15 protein-coding genes and 1 pseudogene are annotated in these 22,868 nt (G+C 43.5%); all 16 read left to right on the top strand.

Annotated features, from left to right (window positions below; genetic code table 11):
• The first annotated feature begins 51 nt into the window (after positions 1-51).
• Positions 52-2,235: a hypothetical protein gene (locus ACX0G7_RS21295; protein ID WP_458925541.1), complete on the top strand. Its 2,184-nt coding sequence runs from the start codon at positions 52-54 to the stop codon at positions 2,233-2,235.
• Between the two features lie 69 nt (positions 2,236-2,304).
• Positions 2,305-3,660: an alpha-L-fucosidase gene (locus ACX0G7_RS21290; protein WP_458925540.1), complete on the top strand. Its 1,356-nt coding sequence runs from the start codon at positions 2,305-2,307 to the stop codon at positions 3,658-3,660.
• A 39-nt stretch (positions 3,661-3,699) separates the two neighbouring features.
• Entirely contained in the window at positions 3,700-6,126 is a 2,427-nt protein-coding gene (locus tag ACX0G7_RS21285) for a hypothetical protein (protein WP_458925539.1), read from the top strand.
• 36 nt (positions 6,127-6,162) lie between these two features.
• Positions 6,163-7,035, top strand: a complete 873-nt coding sequence (locus ACX0G7_RS21280) for an AraC family transcriptional regulator (protein WP_458925538.1) — start codon at positions 6,163-6,165, stop codon at positions 7,033-7,035.
• Between the two features lie 189 nt (positions 7,036-7,224).
• Positions 7,225-9,669: pseudogene (gene ppsA, locus ACX0G7_RS21275) on the top strand (phosphoenolpyruvate synthase).
• A gap of 276 nt (positions 9,670-9,945) precedes the next feature.
• Positions 9,946-11,211, top strand: a complete 1,266-nt coding sequence (gene fucP / locus ACX0G7_RS21270) for an L-fucose:H+ symporter permease (protein ID WP_458925537.1) — start codon at positions 9,946-9,948, stop codon at positions 11,209-11,211.
• 89 nt (positions 11,212-11,300) lie between these two features.
• Positions 11,301-12,932, top strand: a complete 1,632-nt coding sequence (locus ACX0G7_RS21265) for a UxaA family hydrolase (protein ID WP_458925536.1) — start codon at positions 11,301-11,303, stop codon at positions 12,930-12,932.
• Positions 12,933-12,942: 10 nt separating this feature from the next.
• Complete coding sequence (locus tag ACX0G7_RS21260; RefSeq protein WP_458925535.1) at positions 12,943-13,734, top strand: L-fucose dehydrogenase; 792 nt, start codon at positions 12,943-12,945, stop codon at positions 13,732-13,734.
• A 15-nt stretch (positions 13,735-13,749) separates the two neighbouring features.
• Positions 13,750-15,144, top strand: coding sequence for an alpha-L-fucosidase (locus tag ACX0G7_RS21255; RefSeq protein WP_458925534.1), 1,395 nt, complete (start codon positions 13,750-13,752; stop codon positions 15,142-15,144).
• A 121-nt stretch (positions 15,145-15,265) separates the two neighbouring features.
• Positions 15,266-15,640, top strand: a complete 375-nt coding sequence (locus tag ACX0G7_RS21250; RefSeq protein ID WP_458925565.1) for an SDR family NAD(P)-dependent oxidoreductase — start codon at positions 15,266-15,268, stop codon at positions 15,638-15,640.
• A gap of 4 nt (positions 15,641-15,644) precedes the next feature.
• Positions 15,645-16,394 carry a (Fe-S)-binding protein gene (locus tag ACX0G7_RS21245; RefSeq protein ID WP_458925533.1) on the top strand — a complete coding sequence of 250 codons (750 nt, stop codon included), beginning with the start codon at positions 15,645-15,647 and terminating at the stop codon, positions 16,392-16,394.
• Positions 16,379-17,758 carry a lactate utilization protein B gene (locus ACX0G7_RS21240; protein ID WP_458925532.1) on the top strand — a complete coding sequence of 460 codons (1,380 nt, stop codon included), beginning with the start codon at positions 16,379-16,381 and terminating at the stop codon, positions 17,756-17,758. The genes ACX0G7_RS21245 and ACX0G7_RS21240 overlap by 16 nt, the downstream gene beginning before the upstream one ends.
• Positions 17,751-18,347 carry a LutC/YkgG family protein gene (locus tag ACX0G7_RS21235; protein WP_458925531.1) on the top strand — a complete coding sequence of 199 codons (597 nt, stop codon included), beginning with the start codon at positions 17,751-17,753 and terminating at the stop codon, positions 18,345-18,347. The genes ACX0G7_RS21240 and ACX0G7_RS21235 overlap by 8 nt, the downstream gene beginning before the upstream one ends.
• Positions 18,348-18,462: 115 nt before the next feature.
• Positions 18,463-19,686: an alpha/beta hydrolase family protein gene (locus ACX0G7_RS21230; protein ID WP_458925530.1), complete on the top strand. Its 1,224-nt coding sequence runs from the start codon at positions 18,463-18,465 to the stop codon at positions 19,684-19,686.
• 309 nt (positions 19,687-19,995) lie between these two features.
• Positions 19,996-20,205, top strand: a complete 210-nt coding sequence (locus tag ACX0G7_RS21225) for a hypothetical protein (RefSeq protein ID WP_458925529.1) — start codon at positions 19,996-19,998, stop codon at positions 20,203-20,205.
• Positions 20,206-20,425: 220 nt separating this feature from the next.
• Positions 20,426-22,828: an ABC transporter permease gene (locus ACX0G7_RS21220; protein WP_458925528.1), complete on the top strand. Its 2,403-nt coding sequence runs from the start codon at positions 20,426-20,428 to the stop codon at positions 22,826-22,828.
• The last annotated feature ends 40 nt before the right edge of the window (positions 22,829-22,868 follow it).

The following is a 22,868-nucleotide window of genomic DNA, read 5'->3' as shown; positions in this document are numbered from 1 at the left end:
CTGAAAAAAGACAGCGTTTTTTAATAGTAAAGAAATGAAAAAATAAGAGAAATGGAAAGTACGCGACGTAAATTCTTAATTGATTCTTCCCGGGCGGGTCTCGGTGTGTTTGTCTGTTCCTCTTTGCCAGGCTTAAGTTTTCTGGAACCATCTAAATCAAACCTTGTAGCCAAAATTGTAGAGGACAAAGGTGTTTCGAAAATTAGCATCAACGGCAAAATCTTCGAGTCGCTTTCATTTCGTTCGTTTCGTCCTGAGGAAAGGAATATCAGTGAATTCTATGGTGCCGGTATTCGCTTAATGAGTGTCTTGCACACTGGCCTGGATTGCACATTGGATGTACCTTATTCTCCCTTCGGTGAATCATGGAAAGGACCGGGTCAATATGATTTTTCGGTGATTGACAAGCAAATGGATTTGTTCATTAAACATGCCCCGGATGCCTATTTCAATATTATGCTGCAATTGGATACGCGGGACTGGTATGTGAAATCAAACGAATGCAATTCCAACTCTTATTGGAACCTTGTAGAAATGGTTGGGCATCAACCCTGGCGCGAAGACACGGCTCGTTTCTTACAAGACATGCTGCGATACTTCGAAAAAAAATATGGAGATAAGGTTTTTGCATACAGCCTGTTTTGTGGGGCTTCCACAGAGTGGTATACAAATTCGCAAGGCAATGGCCGCCCTGAAGCGATGATCCGGTATCACCCTTTGAAAGAAGCTGCGTATAGAAAGTTTACTGGCGATCCTTCTTTGAAATTACTGCCCCTTGATACACTGCATAAAACTACAAACGGTGTGTTCAGGGATCCTGTTGCTGATGCAACCGCATTAAAGTACTGGCATTTTCATCATGAAATCATCGGTGATGGCATTCTGTACTTTTTGAAAAAATCCCAGGAAGTTTTGCATCACAAAAAACTCCTGGGAGTATACTACGGCTACCTCACGCAATTAGATAATAAGCGGCTGTTGGAAGAGGGCCATTTAGGCTATGAAAAGGTTTGGTCTTCACCGGACATTGATATGATTTTTGCTCCCGCAAAATATGGTAAGCCCAGAGATTTTGAAGGCGAGAGTGGCTTCCTGCTGACTTTGGATTCGTTGAAGCTGCACAAGAAACTACTTTTCCAGGAAATCGACCATACTACCTATATCGCCCCACAAACCGTAGAAAACGGTCGTAGAATACCAGGCTCTAACACAAAGCTCAAAGATGAATTCCAAACCGTTCATGTATTAAGGCGTGAGTTTGTTCTGACCCGCGTTAAGAATGCTTCGCTCTGGTGGTTTGACTTTTTCGGCGGGTATTTTTATGCAAAACCATTGATGAATGAAATAGAGAAGATGATAAGCATGCAACAGGAACATCTCCGCCATTTGCACCTTGAATCCATCGCCGAGATTGCTGTATTTGGGGATGTCAAATCCATGTATTATACGCAGGCTTTTTCATCCCTTGCCACTGATCTTTTAGTAACACCGCCTGATGAACTGGCGCGGATAGGTGCTCCTTATGATATTTATAATTTCTCTGATATTGATCATCCTGATTTGCCCTTAGAACGTTATAAGCTGATAATAATCCTGAACGCTTTTGAAATTGCTCACGCGAAAAAAGAATTCATTAAAGCAAAAATGCAAACTGGCGGCAGAACGGTCCTGTGGATGTATGCGCCAGGTTACATCCAGGACAAAAAGTTTTCTTTAGAGAGCATTAGCAGTACCACTGGCTTCGCCATTAAGAGAAGAGAAGCCGCTGACAGCAGGGTACAGGTTACAGCTCAGAATTTATCATCACAATTTCCTACTGATATAACTTTTGATTTTACCAGGCCTATTAAGCCTTTGTTTGAGTTAGCAGAGGCTAACGCTGAGATTTTGGGCACCTATGTAAGTGATGGTAAAGCGGCTTTTGCCCGTAAAAAATTCAGCGGCTATACTTCTGTTTACTGTGCAGTTGGAGGAGTGCCGGCAAAGGTGCTCCGTGAAATTGCCCGTACCGCAGGTGTACATATTTTCTACGAGGGAAGTGATCCTGTTTATATCAACAATCGTTTAATTGGCATTCATATGCAAACGGATGTGACGCACAGATTAACATTAAAAACCCGGAAAAATTACAAGCTGCAGGAGCTTTTTGACGGAGGCACGATAAACGTAAAAAATGGAGAGTGTGTGTTGCCGCATCGGGCCGGATATACAAAACTCTATTTATTAAATTCATGAAAAAGGCATGCTTCCAGAGCTGGTAGATATCAAAATAACAATTTCATTTATGAATTTAATTATAGAGGCATGAAAGCAATCTTTTTACTCACCAGTTTTTTCGTTTCTTTTTCGTTCTCTTTTGCGCAGTCGGCTCAGAATGGCAACAAGCCTTCCCGTGTATCCTGGTTCCAGGATTTAGGATTCGGTATGTTCATTCACTGGAACGTGGATGTTACGCTGGGCGTAGTGATTTCGCATTCCCTGGCGGGTGCTTCAAAAGAGTATCGTGAAAAGTATTTTAGAGAACTCCCATCTTACTTTAATCCCAAAAAGTTTGACCCGGATGAATGGGCGACGCTCGCAAGGCTTGCCGGAATGAAGTATGTCGTATTCACCACCAAGCATCATTCGGGCTTTTGTATGTGGGATACAAAGACCACTTCGTTCAATGTGATGAACACACCCTTTAAGAAAGATATTTTGCAGGAAGTAATCACTGCATTTCGCAAGCAGGGCATTGCTATCGGCATATATTTTTCGCCTGAAGATTTTTATTATTTCCATAACAACAATATCCCGGTCGGAAGGCTGCAGCACCCGCAACATTATCCTATAAACAACCCGGGTTTAATGCAATACGACCAGGCTCAGTTGAAAGAATTGCTCACCAACTATGGTAAGATTGATATTCTTTTTATTGATGGTCCAGGCGATGGACTAAGGCAGTATGCGTGGAAACTTAACCCGGATTTGATCATTACACGAGACGAGATGAAAACTCCCGAACAGGTAACGCCTGATGCAGCTTTGCCTCGTCCCTGGGAGGCGTGTTATACGATGGGTACCGATTGGGGTTATAAGCCCACCAATGACCCGCATAAATCAGGGACAGAGATCATCAATAAACTTATTGAGATAAGAGCCAAGGGCGGTAATTTTCTGCTTAACGTGGGACCTAAGCCTGATGGAGAGTTGCAGATAGAGCAGCAGGACCGGCTACGTGAAGTAGCACTTTGGAACTTTGCCAATGCAGAAGCGGTTTATAAAGTGAAACCACTCCCCGTGATAAGAGAAGGAAATGTCTGGTACACACAATCCAATGATGGTAAAACTATCTATGCCTATGTGCTTCGACAAAGTGCAGAAGACTGGAAGTGGGGCGAACGAAAAAATATGGTGCTGACCCACATTGAAGGCAGTGCCGGCACTAAGGTTAGTATGCTGGGCTACGGCGAAGAACTGGTGGAATATAAAGAGGGACTGGATGGTAAAGTATATGCCTCCACTACGCCCCAGGGTTTGCAGGTCAGTGCTGTAAGAGGGCAGCGATTTTACACTAACTATTTGTGGCCTAATGCCGTTGTGTTAAAAATACAGGGCGCCAGATTTAAACCAAATCCTGCAAGCAGCAACACTCAAAGTAGTATTGATGGAGCCAAATGAACTGTTTCACTTTTTTAACTATCGATAACACCTCTAACAATGAATATCAATCGTCGACATTTTGTGGCAAGTATGACAGGTGGGATGCTCGCATTAAAAGCAAGATCACAGTCAAACCAATTTTTCCTGAAACCAGAAGAAATTGTTTCTGAGTTAAAAGACGGAGAGGGGTGGCTTCGCCTCGTACAAAAAGATAAAAACAAGTTTGAAATACATGGTGGATACAAAGAGCAGACCACGGTTTTGTACAGGGAGCCCCTCGGCGTGCGCTGGTATCGTAATAACGGTAACAATCCTGATGGTGAACGAAGAGTTGCCTGGACTAAAGCGGACAAGGTCGAAAAAGGAGATATTTTGTGGACGCTTTATGCAACAATTGATGATACGCAAAGCGGTACATGGGAAGCGATCAGCCATGTGAAAAAAGATGCCGGGGGATATCGGCTCACAACAGAAATCACACGCCGTGGTCCGGCGAGATCCGCCTCGGTTCGGGTTCATACATTTTTCACGGCACCTCCGGCACAAGCTTTCACTTTGATACCAGGCGTTGTATACAATGGCAATAAAGCAGACGCCATTGTACCGCGTGGCTATTGCCCGATGATCACGGACTATGAAGTGAAGACCAGGGAGGCCGGATCGAACAGGAGAGTCATTGCAGATCTTCCCCGGCAGGATGCTTCTACCTGGTATACTGTTCATCTATGGGGATACCAGGCGGCGTCTGCAAGTGTTAGTGTATTCGAACCAAACAAGAAGGCCGGAACGCATTTGGGCTATGCCCGGAAAGAAAAAAGCCGGGTGCTTGGTGTTATTCATACCGCCGATCCTGTTACTAATTTTCACGAGGTTACCATAGAAAATCCCTGCGTGCGGGAACGTCGTTTCCGTAATTGCACCTGGGTCTCTTCTCCGGATCGGCCTTATGAATTTAAGGATGGCGAATCCGCAGTTGTAGAACTCAGGTTGATGCCCGTAGGTGCCCCGGATATTCCCTCTTTTGTAAGCACCTGGACAGGTGAGCGCTCTTTACGCAGAAAAGGACTGGCGCCAGGGCAGGATGGAAAGGTTGTTTCCACCGCTGACCTGGTGCCGAGAAGTTACGCTTCGGAACTTGCAATCAATTGGAACAACACAAGCTTGTGGGAAGAAAACAAAGGCTACTATCGCACAGTACATCACACTGAAAATCATCCAAGGGAATTAATTCTTGGCTGGGGCTCGGGTACCATGATGATGCTGCCCATGTTTATCAATGGAGATGCAGAGATAAAAAACAGGATCCGGACTATGACCCGATTCTACATTGAACATGCCCAGGCGCCCGGCGGTTTATTTTATGGTGTGCGTATGAAAGACGGCAAATGGATCACCGCAGATGGCAATCTTGATTTCTTTTGGGCAATGAATTCCCTTACTCCGCGACGCACGACGGACACGGTGTTTTATGGTCTGAGCCTCGCCGACACCTTGCGTAATGAAAATGGCACCGGTGATAAAGCCCTGGCCGATCAGTTAGACAGATCACTTGAAAAAGCCTGCGAAGCGTTAGCCAGAGTTTGGAAGAAGGAAGGCAATATTCCGTTCCTGCTGAATCCTCACACAGAAAAAACAGTTTGGTCCGGAGCCTTTGGCGGCGCAAGGGCGATTAGCTGTCTCGCACTTGGGTCGAAGCGTTTCAACCGCCCCGATTTTTTGCAAACAGCTAAAGACATAGCCTTTAAATACGTTGCAGATGGCCTCATGAAAGGCGAAACCTGGGGTGGGCCTACCGATACGCTTCAGGGCACCGCAGACAATGAAAGCATGACTGCCATGGCGGAGGGATTGACCCTGCTGTATAGCATTACAAAGCAGCAACAATTTTTGAAGTGGGCGAGTCAGATGAGCGACCTGTTAGCAACATGGGTGTTAGATGAACGAATTGATTTTCCCGCTGATAGTGTGCTGGGAAAAAATGGGATCCAGCCTTTCGGGGCAATGATCGCTAATACTCAAAATGCGTGGGGCACACCGGGTATGTGTGTTAACAGCGGTCGCTTTCTTCTGGATCTGTACGAGTTTACAGGAGAGCGCCGTTTTATGGATTTGCTGTCCGATATTGTTCGTGTGCCATTGCAAATGATGGTGCGTCCTGGAATAAAATGGGGCAACCTGGAACCTGGCCAGATGACAGAGTGTGCATCATTCAATGATGTTCCCGATGAATTTGGGCATGCTTACCTGAATAGCGCTACCTGGCCCGTAAACTCTATGCTGTTAGGAAACATAGAATTGCCTTCCATCTACATAGATGGCGAACATATCTGGAGACTGGATCACTTGCAGGCGGAATTGAATGATAAAGGAAACCTGGTGATTATAAACCCCACGGAGTACCCTGCTAATGCGTTGTTGCGCTGGCGAAATGGAAAAACAAAGTCAGTAGCACTACCGCCAAAAGAATCAAGGCTGATCTCCTGAATTAGTTATTAAAAGTATCATTATTTTTAAGATGTTATGAAGCCACTTCTTTTAAAAGTTCCGGTTGGTCCTCAATATTCTTTTAGCATACGTAAAGACTGCGTGCCGTACTTTTATAACAGGTTTCATTTTCACCCGGAAGTCGAAATAGTTTATATACACGAAGGAAGTGGCGCACAATTTATTGGCAGCGAGATCAGTCGTTTTATGCCGGGAGATATGGTGATTGTTGGGCCAAATCTTTCTCACATGTGGCGTTGCGATGAAGAGTATTTTCTGAAAGATGATTCAAAAAAAGCAGAAGCCACCGTAATACATTTTCACCCCGGCTTCCTGGGCGATGTTTTTTTAAGTTTACCTGAAAACCGGCCAATTGTTAACCTGCTTAACAAAACACAACAGGGTTTGCGGGTTACCGGGAAAACAAAAAAAGTGGTTGCAGGCTTGATGGAAAGGTTACTTAAGGCTAAAGGGGGCGACCGGATTATCGTGCTTTTACTCATCTTAGGGTATATCTCAAAATCCAGGGAAATAGAAGTCATTGCACAGTCAGATTTTGTTTTGCAGACTTCAAAAGACCAGGCAGATAAAATGAACTCAATCTTTCAATTTGTTTTACAAAACTTCCAGGAAAATATAACCCTGAACCAGATTGCTGCAGAGGCAAACATCAGTCCAAAATCATTTTGTCGTTATTTCAAAAGGCATACAAGAAAAACCTTCTCCGCCTTCCTTGTTGAAATTCGCATTACCCACGCATGTAAACTCCTGCAACAGGAAGACAAAGCCGTGTACGAGGTGTGTTATGAAAGCGGATTCAACAACATCTCCAACTTCAACAGGCTGTTTAAAAAACAAACCGGCAGAACTCCGATGGTATATAAAAAAGAGCACGGTGTTTTCGCCTGACAGTGGATCAGAGTGTGCTAATTTTCCGCATTTTCGATCTGAACATACAGAGCACCTTCGGTTCAACACAAAACGATAAGTGCCGGGGTGGCTTATTCAAAAGGTGAACATTGTATAAAGATGAGAGAAGTTAGAGGAGATTTTAAGATTATCCGGGTGATAACTTTGAAATGATCCAAAGCTTCGTTTATGGCAACAATCACAATGAACAGTTTTACACTACCGCTTGAGAAGGTCAATATAAATGACCTGGACAGGGTAGGAGGCAAAAATGCTTCTCTCGGAGAAATGCTCCAGAATTTATCTTCATTTGGTATCAATATTCCTGGCGGTTTTGTCATCACCGTTGACGCTTATAAAAACTTTATAGAATACAATAACCTTGAAAGTATTATAAAACACATTATTGAAGCCATTGACTATAATAATCTGGAATCCCTGCGCCGCGGTGGATCGCAGGTAAGACTGCTGATAAGTAACGGCAGGTTCCCAAAAGAAATGAGCGAGACGATTATATCTGCCTATGAAAATTTATCGGCCAGGTATGGACAGGAGTACACAGATGTGGCGGTACGTTCGTCTGCGACCGCTGAAGATTTACCCGATGCATCTTTCGCAGGTCAGCAGGAAACCTATTTAAATGTAAGGGGCCCGGCAACCCTGATGGATGCTGTCAGAAATTGTTTTGCTTCTCTTTTTACCGACAGGGCTATTAGCTACAGGCAGTCTTTTGGCTATGACCATTTTGTTATTGGTCTGAGTTTATGTGTTCAGAAAATGGTCCGCAGCGACCTGGGTTCTTCTGGTGTTGCTTTTAGTCTTGATACGGAAAGCGGCTTTAAAGATGTAGTTGTGATCAGTGGCTCTTACGGCTTAGGGGAAATGGTAGTGCAGGGAGCTATATCACCCGATGAATTTATTGTTTTTAAACCTACGTTAAAAAAGGGATTTGATTCCATCATTGAAAGAAAGTTGGGAGTGAAGGATAAATTGATGGTCTATAGTGATAAGTCGGACGAAAGAGTGAAGATCATACCGACGGAAAAAGCATCGCAACTCCGTTTTTGTATCAGCGATCAGTATGTGCTACGCCTCGCAAACTGGGTTTGCCAGATCGAAGAATATTATACAACTATCAAGGGCAAGTGGACACCGGTAGATGTAGAATGGGCTATTGATGGAGAATCAAAGGATCTGTACATTGTTCAGGCACGCCCCGAAACGGTTCATTCGCGCAGAGATCATAATATAGTGGTTGAGTATTCAATCAAAGAAAAAGAGGAGAACAAAAAAATAAGGGTTGCAGGAATTGCAGTTGGTGATAAAATTGCCTCCGGAAATGTAAAAATTTTATATTCTTTGGATAAGCGGTTGATAGAAGGCACTGAGTTCCGCGAGGGCGATGTTCTTGTGACGGACATGACACACCCCGACTGGGAACCGATTATGAAGAAGGCTGCTGCAATTGTTACCAATAAAGGGGGACGCACTTGTCATGCTGCAATCGTTGCCAGGGAAATGGGGCTTCCTGCAATTGTTGGTTGTGGAAATGCAACGGAGCTGTTAAACGATGACGAATTGATCACCATCAGTTGTGCGGAAGGGGAGACTGGTTTTGTTTATGAAGGACAGGTTGCTTTCACTAAATCAGAGTATGACCTCAATACCCTTCAATCTGTAAGAACAGCATTGATGTTAAATGTAGCAAGCCCCTCTATGTGCTTCCAGTTTTCTCATCTTCCAAACAGGGGAGTAGGCCTTGCGCGGGAAGAATTTATTATCAACAATTATATCCAGGTACATCCGCTCTCGTTATTGCATCATAAAGAAATTGGAAATGTCGAATTGACAAAGGAAATACAGAAAAAAATTACCGGCTATGAGAATGAGGAAGATTTCTTTATTAAAAAACTCTCTTATGGAATAGCTAAAATAGCTGCTTCTTTCTATCCGAATAACGTCATCGTTCGTTTTAGTGACTTCAAAAGTAATGAGTATGCTAATTTACTCGGGGGAGAATTCTTCGAACCATAGGAGGAAAATCCGATGCTAGGATGGAGAGGTGCGTCCCGTTACTATTCGATGAAATACAAAGCTGCATTTGGTCTTGAATGTAAGGCCATTAAGATCGTTCGGGAAGAGCTTGGCCTTGATAACGTGATTGTGATGATACCTTTTTGCAGAACTGTAAACGAATTATTAAAAGTTTTTGAGGTGATGGACGAATTCGGTTTAAAAAGAGGTGAAAATGGGTTGCAGGTTTACTTAATGGCCGAACTTCCCTCAAACATTATCCTGGCCGATGAATTCGCGCAGCATATCGATGGCTTTTCCATTGGTTCTAATGATTTAACCCAGTTAACATTGGGACTGGATAGAGATTCATCCCTGGTTGCACATCTATACGATGAAAGGAATGAAGCAGTAAAAAAAATGATCTCTCTGGTAATCGCAGCAGCCAAACGCAATAATGTAAAAGTTGGTATTTGTGGACAGGGACCCTCAGATTTTCCAGACTTTGCACAATTTTTAGTTTCAGAAGGAATAGATAGCATATCGGTGACGCCCGATTCTGTACTGAAGACAATTCAGGCCATCAGTTACATAGAAAAGAGTATAGACCTTTCGGCTTAACATGAATCTGTTACCCATGCACTATTCGCTTACAGAGCACCGGTTAAATAAGCCCGGGCTATCTCAATCGGGCCTGACATGAATAGCATCCGAACCCAGGCGTGTTCATTATGGAGAGAAGATAGTATCAGGAAATACCATTTTAATGGAGTTTAGTAAGGATCCAAAGGTTGACATTTGTTCAGAAATAACAATTGAAATAAGATTTCATATAGCAAAAACCAAACGACTGTCACCCTTGTGTCTACAGGGGTATTTTTTTAACAACCGCTGTGTATGAATAAAAAGAATCTAGCGCTGGTACTCATTATTTGTTTATTTTTTCTGTGGGGATTAGCGCACAACCTTAATCCTATTTTAATTCCGCATTTAAAAAAAGCCTGTCAGCTCACAGATTTGCAGTCTGCCTTTATCGATTCCGCCTTCTTTATCGGATATTTTACCATGGCCCTGCCTGCTGGTTTGGTAACGAAACGATTTGGATATAAAAAAGGTATTCTGTTCGGTCTTGTTTTATTTGCCGGAGGGGCTCTTCTTTTTGTTCCGGCAGCAAACGCAAGAATTTTCGGGTTATTTCTTTTTGCGCTTTTTATAATTGCTTCCGGGCTCACATTTTTAGAAACCGCTGCTAACCCTTACATTGTTGTTTTAGGTGAGGAGAAGACTGCGGCATTTCGGCTAAACCTGGCCCAATCATTCAATGGCCTGGCTGCGACCCTGGCACCATTGATAGGCGGGCTTTTCATTTTGTCCGGCAATTCATTAGAACAGGCGCAATTAGCTGAATTGAGCTCGATCCAGTCAGATGCGTATTTTGACCAGGAGGCCGCTAATGTTAAGCTGCCATATATCGTCATTTCCATCATTGTGTTGATTGTCGCCCTTATCATATGGCGCGTCCCTTTGCCCGAATTCAAGAATGAAAGTTCCGTCAAACAAAAAATAAGTACCAGTATCTGGAAGCAGGGAAATTTGATAACAGGAGTAGTTGCTCAATTTTTTTATGTGGGAGCACAGGTATGTGTTTCAAGTTTTTTCATAAGGTTTCTAAACAAGACGGCAGCCATTGGCGAACAATCTGCGGCATTCTATTTATCATTAGCCCTTTTCTTTTTTATGATTGGGCGATTTGCGGGGACATTTATTATGAGATTCATCCCGCCAGAAAGATTGCTGTTCGTATACACCTTGATCAATATGTTGCTGTTGAGTCTTGCAATCAGTTTCAATGGTATGCCAGCGGTGTATTGCCTGATCGGAGTTCAGTTTTTTATGTCTATTATGTTTCCAACAATTTTTTCGTTGAGCATACGAGGCCTTGGAGAACAAGTTAAGTTGGGATCATCCCTGTTAATAATGGCCATTGCAGGCGGGGCAGTCTTGCCCGTCATCATGGGAAGCCTATCTGATGTGAAAGGCATCCAGGCGGCGTATGTTGTGCCGGCGATTGCTTTTTTACCAGTACTTTATTTTTCCATTCGTACAATTAAATTTAAAAAGAAAGAGTCCGGGGATTACGATACGGTATTGTTACATGTTTAAGACGTGGATGGTGGTACAACAGGAAAGTATCCGCAAAGGGTCCCAATCAGAGATCACAAAAATCTTTTTAAAAAAAGTACAATAGCACAATGGCTGAATTTATTCAAATTGATAGAAACGATAATGTCCTGGTCGCTTTAAAAGACCTGAGGAAGGGAAGGGTAGTTGTTGTGAAAGGAGAACAATTAACGTTGCAGGAAGACGTACCGGCAAAGCACAAATTTTTTGTTTCCGACCTTTCTCCGATGGATCATATTATAATGTATGGCGTATTGGTGGGAAAGGCGCAGGTTCCGATTTCAAAAGGGATGCTAATGACAACAGTCAACACAAAGCACGCCACTGAAAAGTATAGTTTCAGATCAGCAAACTTTACATGGACCGCCCCCGATGTTTCAAAGTTTAAAGGAAGAACATTCAATGGTTATGAAAGAGGCGACGGATCTGTGGGCACTGCTAACTACTGGCTGTTTATCCCGACTGTTTTTTGCGAAAACAGGAACCTGGATGTAATCAGGGAGGCTTTGCAAAATGAGCTGGGTTATGGGGCCAGTGATAAATACAGAAAAGAAGTTCGCTTCCTGGTGGAACAACTATCAGTGAATAAGGGAGAGGTTACGGAACCAAAATCATTCAGCCTTCCAGCAGACAGGGTGTTCAGGAACATTGATGGCATAAAGTTTCTAAATCACTCCGGTGGTTGTGGGGGTACGCGACAAGATGCCGCCACCTTAAGTAAACTCCTGGCTGCTTACGCTGATCATCCCAATGTTGCCGGGATTACCGTACTGAGTCTCGGATGTCAGCATTTACAGGTTGAACAATTGTTGTTTGATATTAAAGAAAGAAACCCTTCCTATGATAAACCAACATTTGTGTTTGAGCAACAAATGGAAAGTAGTGAGGAAGCTTTAATTATAGGAGCAATCAGAAAAACTTTTGAAGGTCTCATCCAGGCAAATACAATTGAAAGAAAACCTTTTCCACTGACCAGGCTGTCTATTGGAGTAAAGTGCGGTGGCAGCGATGGATTTTCCGGAATCTCCGCAAATCCTGCTGTGGGCCACGCTGCCGATATTTTGGTTGCTCTGGGAGGCAAAGTATTGTTGGCAGAATTTCCGGAATTATGCGGCGCAGAACAAGGAATTATCGATAGGTGCAAAAATGAACAGGTCGCCAGCCGTTTCATCGAGTTGATGCAGGAATATGATGCATTGGCACACCTTGTTGGCTCCGGCTTCGAAGCTAATCCATCACCTGGCAATATCAAGGATGGATTGATAACGGATGCAATCAAGTCAACAGGAGCCGCAAAAAAAGGTGGAACTTCTGCTATTGTCGACGTGCTGGATTATACGGAAAAGGCGAATAAGCCAGGTTTGTCTTTAGTGTGTACCCCGGGAAATGATGTAGAGGCAACTACAGGGAAGGCGGCAAGCGGTGCTACGTTAATTCTATTCACAACAGGGCTTGGAACCCCAACCGGGAATCCGGTAGCACCCACCATCAAGATATCAACGAATTCCTTGCTTGCAAAAAGAATAAGCGATATCATAGACATTGATACCGGAGATATTATCAACGGAGACAAAACAATTGAACAAATGGGTGAGGAAATTTTTGAATATTGTATTCAGGCGGCAAGTGGCCTTGTAGTGCCAAAAGCGGTTGAATTAAACCAGGACGATTTCATTCCATGGAAAAGGGGAGTTTCACTTTAAGTTATCATCGATGGATCTGCGCTTGAAGAATAAAGTAATTATTGTAACCGGAGGGGCCAGGGGAATCGGAGAAGGAATTGTCAGGGTATTGGTCAATGAAAGTGCTATTCCTGTTGTGATAGGCAGAGATATGACGGACAACCAAAAAATATTAGAGTACATTCAAAAGAATAATGGGGAAGGTTTTTACGTAACTGCGGAATTGACGCGCCCGGAAGAGTGCAAATGTGCGGTGCAATCTGTCATAAACAGATTCGGTAGAATCGACGGACTGGTAAACAATGCCGGCGTAAATGATGGAGTCGGGTTAGAACATGGTTCTTATGCGGGATTTATAGAGTCATTGCACAAAAACCTGGTGCATTATTATTTAATTGCTCATTACTGTTTGCCCGAGCTTATCAAATCGAGAGGCCCGATCGTAAACATAACTTCCAAGACAGCTGAAACGGGCCAGGGGGGCACCTCCGGATATGCCGCAAGTAATGGTGGACGAAATGCACTCACAAGAGAATGGGCAGTCGAACTGTTAAAATATGGGATCAGGGTAAATGCTGTTTCAGTTGCAGAATGTTTCACCCCCTTGTATGATCGTTGGATCAACACGCTACCAAATGCTGAACAAAAATTAAAAGAGATAAAGTCTAAAATTCCGTTGGAAAATAGAATGACAACAAGCGAGGAAATTGCCAACGCTGTGGTTTTCCTGCTGTCTCAAAAGGCAAGTCATACAACAGGGCAAATTTTATATGTCGATGGTGGTTATGTTCACCTGGACCGAGCCCTCTTACCTAACTCATAAACATACAAACAGCACATGAAACACCGATTGCTTTTTCTATTATCATGCGTCCTTTGGAATATTTCTCTCATCGCGCAGCAGAAATATTCTGCATCCTGGGAGTCAATAGACAGCCGGCCGATTCCTAAATGGTTTACGGACGCGAAGTTTGGGATATTTATTCACTGGGGACTTTATTCGGTTCCGGCCTGGGCACCTGTAGACCCCAAATTAAACGTAGGCGCCAAGTACTCAGAATGGTATTGGTGGAGAATAGACGGCGACAAATCACCTGTAGGCGATGCGTTTAGAAATTTCCACAAGGCAAAATATGGCGACAAATTCCGCTACCAGGATTTTGCAGGAAGTTTCAAAGCTGAGCTATTTAAGCCGGAACAATGGGCTGAACTTTTTGTAAAGGCAGGAGCCAAATACGTTGTACTTACCTCGAAACATCATGAAGGCTTTGCACTTTGGCCCAGTAAAGAATCCTGGAATTGGAACGCTGTTGATGTAGGCCCCCACCGGGACCTTGCAGCAGATCTAACAAAAGCAGTGAAAGGACAAGGATTAAAAATGGGTTTCTATTATTCACTCTATGAATGGTTTAATCCACTATATAAAACGAATGTAAACAGGTATGTGGATGAACATATGATGCCGCAAATGAAAGACTTAGTCATGTCTTATAAGCCGGATATTTTTTGGACAGATGGCGAATGGGAACACCTAAGTGCGACATGGAAAAGCACTGAATTTTTATCGTGGTTGTATAACGAAAGCCCTGTTCGTTCCGATGTTGTTGTAAATGACCGTTGGGGCAAAGAAACCCGCAGCAAACATGGAGGGTTTTATACAACTGAGTATGATCTGATCCATGATGCCAATAGTAAAGAAATAAAAATCGCTCATCCATGGGAGGAATGCAGGGGGATTGGAAGTTCGTTTGGATATAACCGAAATGAAAATCTTTCCGAGTATGAGTCGTCTGAATCGCTTGTGCATATGCTGATTGAAAAAGTGGCCAGGGGTGGAAATCTTTTACTCGATATCGGCCCTGACGCAGATGGAACTATTCCAGTTATAATGCAACAACGATTGCTTGATCTTGGCAACTGGCTTACTACTAATGGTGAAGCTATTTACGGAACCACTTCGTGGAACGCAGCCCCGGTTGTCAAAAAAGAAACGAAGGTTTTCTTCACGAAAAAAGGCAAAGATTTGTACGTGCTTTTGACCGAACTCCCCACAGGTGTAATTAATATTCAAAATATAAAAAAACCAACAGCGATATCTATGGTAGGTATGAATGCTAATGTAGGTTCCAGTTACTCGGGTAACAATTTGAAAATTACATCGCTTAACTGGAGACCAGGCGAAGACAGGAGCAAATACGCCTGGGTTATTAAATTGGAAAATGCAGTTCAGTAAATTTTACAAAGTCTGTTCTAAAAGAAACATGTTTTCACTAAACAACAAAACGTCTGCAGTTACAGGAGGAGCCTGCGGAATTTGTAAAGCCATTGCGAACTTATTTGCTTAGGCCGGCGAAATCGTCCATATCATAGACATCTCTTCCATTGCAGCTCATGTCGGGATTGAACAAAGGTTTGCCCCCATGAGTAAAGTAGCCCTGCACGCTATGACCCTTTCGGTGGCCCGGGACGATATAAAGCACGGCATTCGTGCTGTAAGTATTTTTCCTGCAAGAATGCATACACCATTCGTCGACGGCTTCATTAACAAAAGCTTTCAAGGGAAGGAGGAAGAAATATCTGGAAAGCTATCAGCTTCCCAGCCTATTGGCCGGATGGGCAAACCCGGGGAAGTGGCAGCACTGGCTCTGTACCTGGCAAGCGACGAAGCTGGATTTGTTACGGGCTCTGATCATGCAGTAGACGGCGGATTTATAAAACTAAATAATTAACAGCATGCTGAAGGTTGGCCTTTTTATTCCCTGTTACGTCGACCAATTTTATCCTGATGTCGCGATCGCTACACTCGAACTTCTTCAAAAGTTGGGGTGCCAGGTTCATTATCCTTTGAATCAAACCTGCTGCGGCCAGCCAATGGCAAACACAGGCTTCAATCATTACACCAGGGGGTGCAATAAAAACTTTTTTGAAAACTTCGCAGACTTTGAATATATAGTTGCTCCTTCGGGTAGTTGTGTTCTTCATATCAAAGAACACCTGGCACCTGGTTCAGGTTTTGAAGACACCGACAATGTAAAAGGCAGGATTTTCGAGCTGACAGAGTTTATCACCGATGTATTAAAACTTAGCGCAACCAATTCTTTTTTCCCGTACAAAGTTGGGCTGCATGTTAGTTGCCATGGCCAGAGAATGCTGCATCTTTCATCCATGTCAGAGAGAATGGAACCTGGTTTTTCTAAGGCAGAAACGCTTCTAAACAATGTTAGGGGTTTGCAGTTGATAAAGGCTAAACGATGGGACGAATGTTGCGGTTTTGGTGGCACATTTTGTGTCACCGAGGATGCCGTGTCTGTCGCCATGGGCAGCGATAGAATAAGGGAGCATGAGGCCAGTGAAGTTGAATATATAGCTGCAGGCGATATGAGCTGCCTCATGCACCTGGAAGGAATTCTCCGGCGGAAAAACAGTCTTATCAAAATTGTTCACTTTGCTCAAATCTTAAACAGGCAATGGACACTAAGCTAAAGGACCATAGCAAAGCTGCTGCTCAATTTCAGGTAAACCAGGAACGGGCTGCCTGGCATGATGAAACACTTTGGTTCATCCGGGAAAAGAGGGATAAAGCGGCATCACATGTTTTTGACTGGGAGGGATTGCGTGAGCGCGGCTCAAATATAAAGGAGCACACGCTGACCTACCTGGATAAATACCTGGTTGAATTTGAAAACGCGGCAAAAAAGAATGGCGTTCATATTCATTGGGCGCTGGACGCATTGGAGCATAATGAAATCGTTTCTTCGCTGCTTCGTAGCCGTAATGCAAAAAAGATTGTGAAGAGCAAGTCCATGCTAACCGAAGAATGCGGGCTAAATCATTTCCTGGAAAAAAGGGGGATAGAAACTGTGGATACCGACCTTGGTGAATACATCGTTCAATTAAGAAACGAGCCACCATCTCACATAGTACTGCCTGCCATTCATTTGAAAAAGCAGGATGTCAGTGAAACTTTTCACCAACACATCAAAACAGAAAAAGGGAATTACGACCCACAATACCTGACAAGAGCAGCAAGAGTAGTATTGCGAAAAAAATTTTTCCGTGCCAATGCAGCCATCACCGGGGTGAACTTTGCAGTTGCTGAAACTGGTGAAATTGTGATTTGCACCAATGAGGGAAATGCCGATTTAGGTGTACATGCAGCACCGCTTCACATCGCTTCGATGGGCCTCGAAAAACTTATCCCAAAAACTGAGGACCTGGCTGTTTTTCTGGGGCTTCTGGCCCGGAGTGCGACAGGTCAATCCATCACAACTTATTCGAGTCATTTTAGAACGCCACGGGAAGGGCAGGAAATGCACATTATTATAGTTGACAATGGCAGAACAGCCCAATTGGCGAGGCCACACTTTCGCAGCTCACTGAAATGTATCCGTTGTGCGGCCTGCTTCAATACCTGTCCTGTATACCGGCGAAGCGGCGGGCACAGCTACCACACATCGGTGGCTGGACCAATTGGTTCTATTCTTGCGCCAAACTTTGACCTGAAAAAAAACAAGGACCTGCCATTTGCTTCAACCCTTTGCGGTTCTTGCTCCAATGTATGCCCGGTTAAAATCAATATCCATGAACAATTGTGGCACTGGCGACAGGTTGTAGCCAAAAAGGGTGAAAGTGGAGTCATGAAAAAGCTCAGCATGAAAACGATGGCGTTCGTGCTCTCTTCGCCTGGCCTTTATCGCAATGCTGGCCGGCTGGCTAGAAAAATCATGAACAATTTTCCGGGGCTCTTCGAAAATAAATTAAATCCATGGTATAAGGGACGGGAAATGCCAAACGCTCCGGCGCAAAGCTTTAGAGAGTGGTATACCAAACAAAAGACCAATGGCTAGCCGGGACGTGATATTAAATAGCATAAGAAGGATTAACCTGGAGAAGGTTGAAATAAGTAATCAGCCCCGCACCCCCATAAAATATAAGGGTGATCTGCTATCTGGAATGATTGAAAAATTGCTTTCAATTGGTGCTGAAGTGCTGGTTTTTGAAAACGACGTGGAGCTCGGGAGTTATGTAAATACAAACCTTGTCGGAAAGGGTGTATTGGTGAATTCCGTGCCAACGCTTCCCAATGATAATGTCAGCGACTGTATGTCTTTAAAACCGACTGAGTTGAGTTCGGTAAAGATTTTTATCACAAAAGGTAGCATTGGCGTGACCGAAAGTGGTGCTGTTTGGGTAGAAGAAAATAGCATGAAGCTTCGTTTACTGCCATTTGTCTGTGAGCATCTATACCTGGTGCTAAACGAACAGGAACTGGTATTTGATCTTGATGAAGCCTATCAGAAGATAGGAAAGCTGTCAGGCGGTTACGGAGTTTTTATCGCCGGTCCGTCAAAAACCGCTGACATCGAGCAGTCGCTGGTTATCGGTGCACATGGCCCGATTAAATTAACTGTCTTATTTGTAAGAAAACACCCCTGATTATTATGAAATTATTTCGCTTCGGAGAAAAAGGCTGTGAAAAGCCGGGAGTCTTGCACGAGGATCTCCAACTTGATGTGTCCTCGTATGTTGATGTATTAAATGTGGAGTGTTTATGAAGTTGTTTCGCGTATACATAGCCTGTATGGTTGTCTTTTGTACAATCAGCAACACAACAGCACAATATTTTGAAATTGAGATATTGCCGGGGACAAACGATCAATTTAAAAAGGCGAAATACCGTATCTGGCTTCCTGAAGGTGTCAGACAAATCAGGGGAGTCATTGTCCGCCAGCATGGATGTGGCCTGGCTGCTTCTTCTAAAGGTCTTGATTATGCGAATGATTTACAATGGCAGGCCCTGGCTAAAAAGTTCGACATGGCGCTGCTGGGCACTCAATTGGAGAATTATGAAAATTGTGCTCAGTGGTTTGATACCGAAAGCGGTTCGGAACGGGCTTTCCTGGCGGCTTTGAAGGAGTTGTCGGTCGCTTCATCGCATCCGGAGATCGAGATGGTTCCCTGGGCTCTTTATGGTCATTCAGGCGGTGCCTATTGGTGTACAAATATGCTCTTTAAGTACCCGGAAAGAATATTAGTAGTTATTAACCGTTCGGGAGGTATTTCCTCTTCGAAGTGGGTGAAGAAGGTAATCGGTGTTCCTGTTCTATGGGTGGCCGGAGAATTTGACATTGTAGACGGTCTTGATTATGTTAAAGCTTTAACCATAAAATCATTCGGTGTTTACAGGAAGTTCGGGGCTCCATGGAGTGTAGCTATCGATCCTAAAGCTGGTCATGAAAACAGGCAAGGGAGAAGTTTTTATATTCCGTATATGGATGCCATGCTTTCTTTGAGATTACCTGCAGAAGGTTATAAATGTAAGTTGATAAACGTCAATAACGGCTGGCTGGGAAACTGGAAATCAAAAGAAATATTTTCCTTTACACCCGACACCATCATCACTGATTATTGTTGGTTTCCTGATCTGTCCACAGCGGAAAAATGGAAAGAATTCATTACCTCGGGTTCCGTAAACGATAATTCACCTCCACCTGCACCCTACGCCGTGCACACTATTACACTGAACAAGGAAACATATCTCGAATGGTCAAGTCCTATCGACCTTGAGACCGGTATCAAACAATTTAATGTATATAAGAATAACCAGCTGTTTGGTTCATTCAGCGGTCAAACCCCCAATCACGGGGATGTTGCGCAGCCTGTAATTGATAAATTCCGTATGTTAATTAAGGGTGAGAAAGGCGTGTTTGCCGTAACATCTGTCAATCATCAGCATGCAGAAAGTATCCGCAGTCAGGAAATAAATATTAACTGATCCAAATTTTATTCCGGATGATATCAATACATGATAATGCACCGCGGCAATTTAAAACAACAAAGATCATCCATGTAAATCTTCAAAATTAAACATTGAACATAAACACTATTCAAAAAAATCTATCCACCCTGGGGTATGTTTTTGACGTCAATGACCTACTGCTCTATAATATCGCTCTGGTTCCAGGCCTGAAAAGCAAAGGGACAAAGCTTAGAACCATATGTCCTGGCCATTTACACGACAGATTATGATGAAGATGTTCCCGGGAAAGTAAAAGGGTTTACAGGAAAATCATACACTGACGGAATGAGGCTTTCCTGGAAGGCAAATACAGAAAAGGATTTTTGTTACTACCGCGTTTACAGGGGTAACCGGGCAAACTTTAAGCTATCGAAGGCCAGTCAGATCGTTTCTACTATTGGTACAAGTTTTACAGATAAGGAAAGCACTATTGGCTTTTATCGTGTAACTGCCGTTGACAAATATGGAAACGAAAGTGAAGCTGTAAGTCAATAACTGTACCCGGATAGGGGCGGTGTATAGGTATCTTAGGATTTTCTTCTAATCAGGTATAGCTATATCCGGACGATACAACTTGTAGCAGAACCGTACAGCTCATTGACCGAATCCGAACAGCCTCGCAAATTCCTCTCCCGCTAACGCTTTAAATTCAGTTCGTTAGGATTTGGCACATTATTTCACATTAATGGCGACTAGCTTCACTAATAATCATTGTATGATTGCCACATTTATTACAAGCTGCTTTAGAAATATCAAACGTCACAAAGGTTTTACTTTCATCAATATTGCCGGACTAACACTCGGGCTGACCGCCTGTATTATGATTGGGCTTTTTGTCAGGGATGAAAAGCAGTACGATAAATTTATCCCTGGCTCAGACAGGATTTACCGGGTTTATCAACGATCAGAAGCGGATGTTACCAATATTATTGCCTCGGCACCACCTGCCTTTGCTACAACATTAAAACAAAACTATCCCGAGGTTGGGAGAACAGTGAGGGTTGTTGGCATCAATGCAAGTGTATTATTTGAGGCAGGCAATAAGAAGTTATATCAACAAGGTGGGTTTATCGCTGACTCCAATTTTTTTGATCTGTTCCCACTGCGCTTTAGCTATGGTTCACCAGCTCGGGCTCTGGAGGATCCAAATTCAATCGTCATATCGACAGACATGGCCAGGCTGTTTTTCGGTGATCAGCACGCTGTTGGCAAGGAAATCTTAATGAATAAGTCTGTACTGACTGTCAAAGGAGTCATACAGGCGAATCAGCAATTTCACCTGCCCGTCAATTATATGATTTCTATGTCGCAGGCTGGATACAAAGGCGACATTATGCAAAGCTGGCAATGGTATCCTTTCCACACCTATGTCATGCTGCAAAAAGAGGCGAGCGTGCAGCAACTGGAGAAAAAGTTTCAAGATGATACCAAGCCTTTGTTAAAGGGTGATGGTCCTTCAAATGTACCCTACTTCCAACCGTTGCTTGATATCCATCTGCACTCTTCAGATTTCAAACACGATATTTCGGACCGGGGAAATGTCACTTATGTCAATGCGCTTACGCTCATTTCTATTTTCATTTTATTAATTGCTTGTTTCAATTTTGTAAACCTGGCAACTTCCAAATCAGTGCATCGGGCTAAAGAGGTGGGTATCAGAAAAACGATCGGTGCTGGCAGAAAGCAGTTGATGCTCCAGTTTATAGGTGAAACAGTGTTCCTTGCTTTACTCAGTATGATAATGGCTGTTGCTGCGACTTACATGCTCCTTCCTTCTCTCAACCACTTTACAGAAAAAAATATTGATTTCTCATTTTTGACAGATCCCGCCATTACCTTTTTAATTATTACAGTTGCCGTGGTGGTGGGCATCTTAGCTGGCTTTTATCCAGCTCTTGTGCTGTCTTCTTTCAGGCCGATCAATGTATTGAAGGGAAATATAGTAGTCGATACGGCATCGGGTAGAACTCCATGGTTGAGGCATGGCCTTGTAGTGATTCAATTTTCACTTTCAGTGCTATTAATAATCAGTGCCATCGTGGTAATAGGGCAGGTGAATTATTTACACAACAAAGACCTTGGGTTTAGAAAAGAGCAGATCATGTTCTTTCCCATAAAGGGGCAGGCATTGAGCGAGAATTACGAAAGTTTTAAAAATGAATTGTTGACCTACCCGGATGTAGTTAATGTTTCGGTTGGATATGGTTTCCCGGGTGACATGTTTGGCGATGGCATGATCACAGTAAAAGAAAAACCGGAGTTGGGGCCGGTACGGGCTACCCAGCTTATGGTTGACGAGGACTATATAAAAACGTTGGGCTTAATACTCATTGCAGGAAGGGATTTCTCCAGAAACAATAAAACTGATGAAAGTGCCTGGATCATTAATGAAACTGCGGTGAGGGAGCTCGGACTGGGCATCAGCCCGGAACTTGCAATTGGAAAAACATTATCATGGCCAACATGGAGAAAATCTGACTCCTTAAAAACAGGACCCGTGATTGGGGTTGTGAAAGACTTTCATTTCAAAAGCTTACATCAAAAGGTGGAGCCGGCGGTTCTCCAGATTTATCCACAGGCTTATTCCAAGATCGCTGTAAAAATAAAAGGAGCAAACCTTGAAAAAACGATTGCAGGGATAAAAACTTTATGGACAAAGTTCAGCCCTGACTACCCAATTGAGTATAGCTTTCTTGATGAAAGTTTTACAAAAATGTACAAAGCAGAAGACAAGCTTAAGACATTAATCTTGTTATTTACGGGCATAACCATCTTTGTAGCCTGCCTTGGATTGTTAGGGCTCGCAACTTATTCTGCAGAGAGCAGACGCAAGGAAATAGGCATCAGGAAGGTATTGGGTGCTTCGGTAGAGGGCGTGGTGATTTTACTATCCAAAGATTTTGTAAAACTGGTGCTTGTAGGTTTGGCTATTGCTTCTCCCATAGCCTGGTATTTTATGACTCAATGGCTTGCCACTTTTTCTTACCGGATAGACATCGGGTGGTGGGTGTATGCTGTTGCAGGCATGATAGCTGTTGGGCTGGCATTGGTTACTGTAAGCGTGCAGGCGGTAAACGCAGCCCTGGCAAATCCGGTAAACAACTTGCGAAGCGAATAACTTCGGGTACTGTGCTGTACAGGTGCTAAGGAAGTGCCAG

It is taken from the genome of Flavitalea antarctica, from assembly GCF_054461535.1.
This window is presented reverse-complemented; position numbering and strand designations above follow the sequence as displayed.

What these genes read in the sequence shown, in the direction of transcription:
- ACX0G7_RS21255 (WP_458925534.1), top strand. Translation starts at nt 13,750, where the DNA reads ATGAAACACCGATTGCTTTTTCTATTATCATGCGTCCTTTGGAATATT.
- ACX0G7_RS21245 (WP_458925533.1), top strand. Translation starts at nt 15,645, where the DNA reads ATGCTGAAGGTTGGCCTTTTTATTCCCTGTTACGTCGACCAATTTTAT.
- ACX0G7_RS21290 (WP_458925540.1), top strand. Translation starts at nt 2,305, where the DNA reads ATGAAAGCAATCTTTTTACTCACCAGTTTTTTCGTTTCTTTTTCGTTC.
- fucP (WP_458925537.1), top strand. Translation starts at nt 9,946, where the DNA reads ATGAATAAAAAGAATCTAGCGCTGGTACTCATTATTTGTTTATTTTTT.
- ACX0G7_RS21280 (WP_458925538.1), top strand. Translation starts at nt 6,163, where the DNA reads ATGAAGCCACTTCTTTTAAAAGTTCCGGTTGGTCCTCAATATTCTTTT.
- ACX0G7_RS21225 (WP_458925529.1), top strand. Translation starts at nt 19,996, where the DNA reads ATGAGGCTTTCCTGGAAGGCAAATACAGAAAAGGATTTTTGTTACTAC.
- ACX0G7_RS21295 (WP_458925541.1), top strand. Translation starts at nt 52, where the DNA reads ATGGAAAGTACGCGACGTAAATTCTTAATTGATTCTTCCCGGGCGGGT.
- ACX0G7_RS21235 (WP_458925531.1), top strand. Translation starts at nt 17,751, where the DNA reads ATGGCTAGCCGGGACGTGATATTAAATAGCATAAGAAGGATTAACCTG.
- ACX0G7_RS21265 (WP_458925536.1), top strand. Translation starts at nt 11,301, where the DNA reads ATGGCTGAATTTATTCAAATTGATAGAAACGATAATGTCCTGGTCGCT.
- ACX0G7_RS21230 (WP_458925530.1), top strand. Translation starts at nt 18,463, where the DNA reads ATGAAGTTGTTTCGCGTATACATAGCCTGTATGGTTGTCTTTTGTACA.
- ACX0G7_RS21220 (WP_458925528.1), top strand. Translation starts at nt 20,426, where the DNA reads ATGATTGCCACATTTATTACAAGCTGCTTTAGAAATATCAAACGTCAC.
- ACX0G7_RS21260 (WP_458925535.1), top strand. Translation starts at nt 12,943, where the DNA reads ATGGATCTGCGCTTGAAGAATAAAGTAATTATTGTAACCGGAGGGGCC.
- ACX0G7_RS21285 (WP_458925539.1), top strand. Translation starts at nt 3,700, where the DNA reads ATGAATATCAATCGTCGACATTTTGTGGCAAGTATGACAGGTGGGATG.
- ACX0G7_RS21240 (WP_458925532.1), top strand. Translation starts at nt 16,379, where the DNA reads ATGGACACTAAGCTAAAGGACCATAGCAAAGCTGCTGCTCAATTTCAG.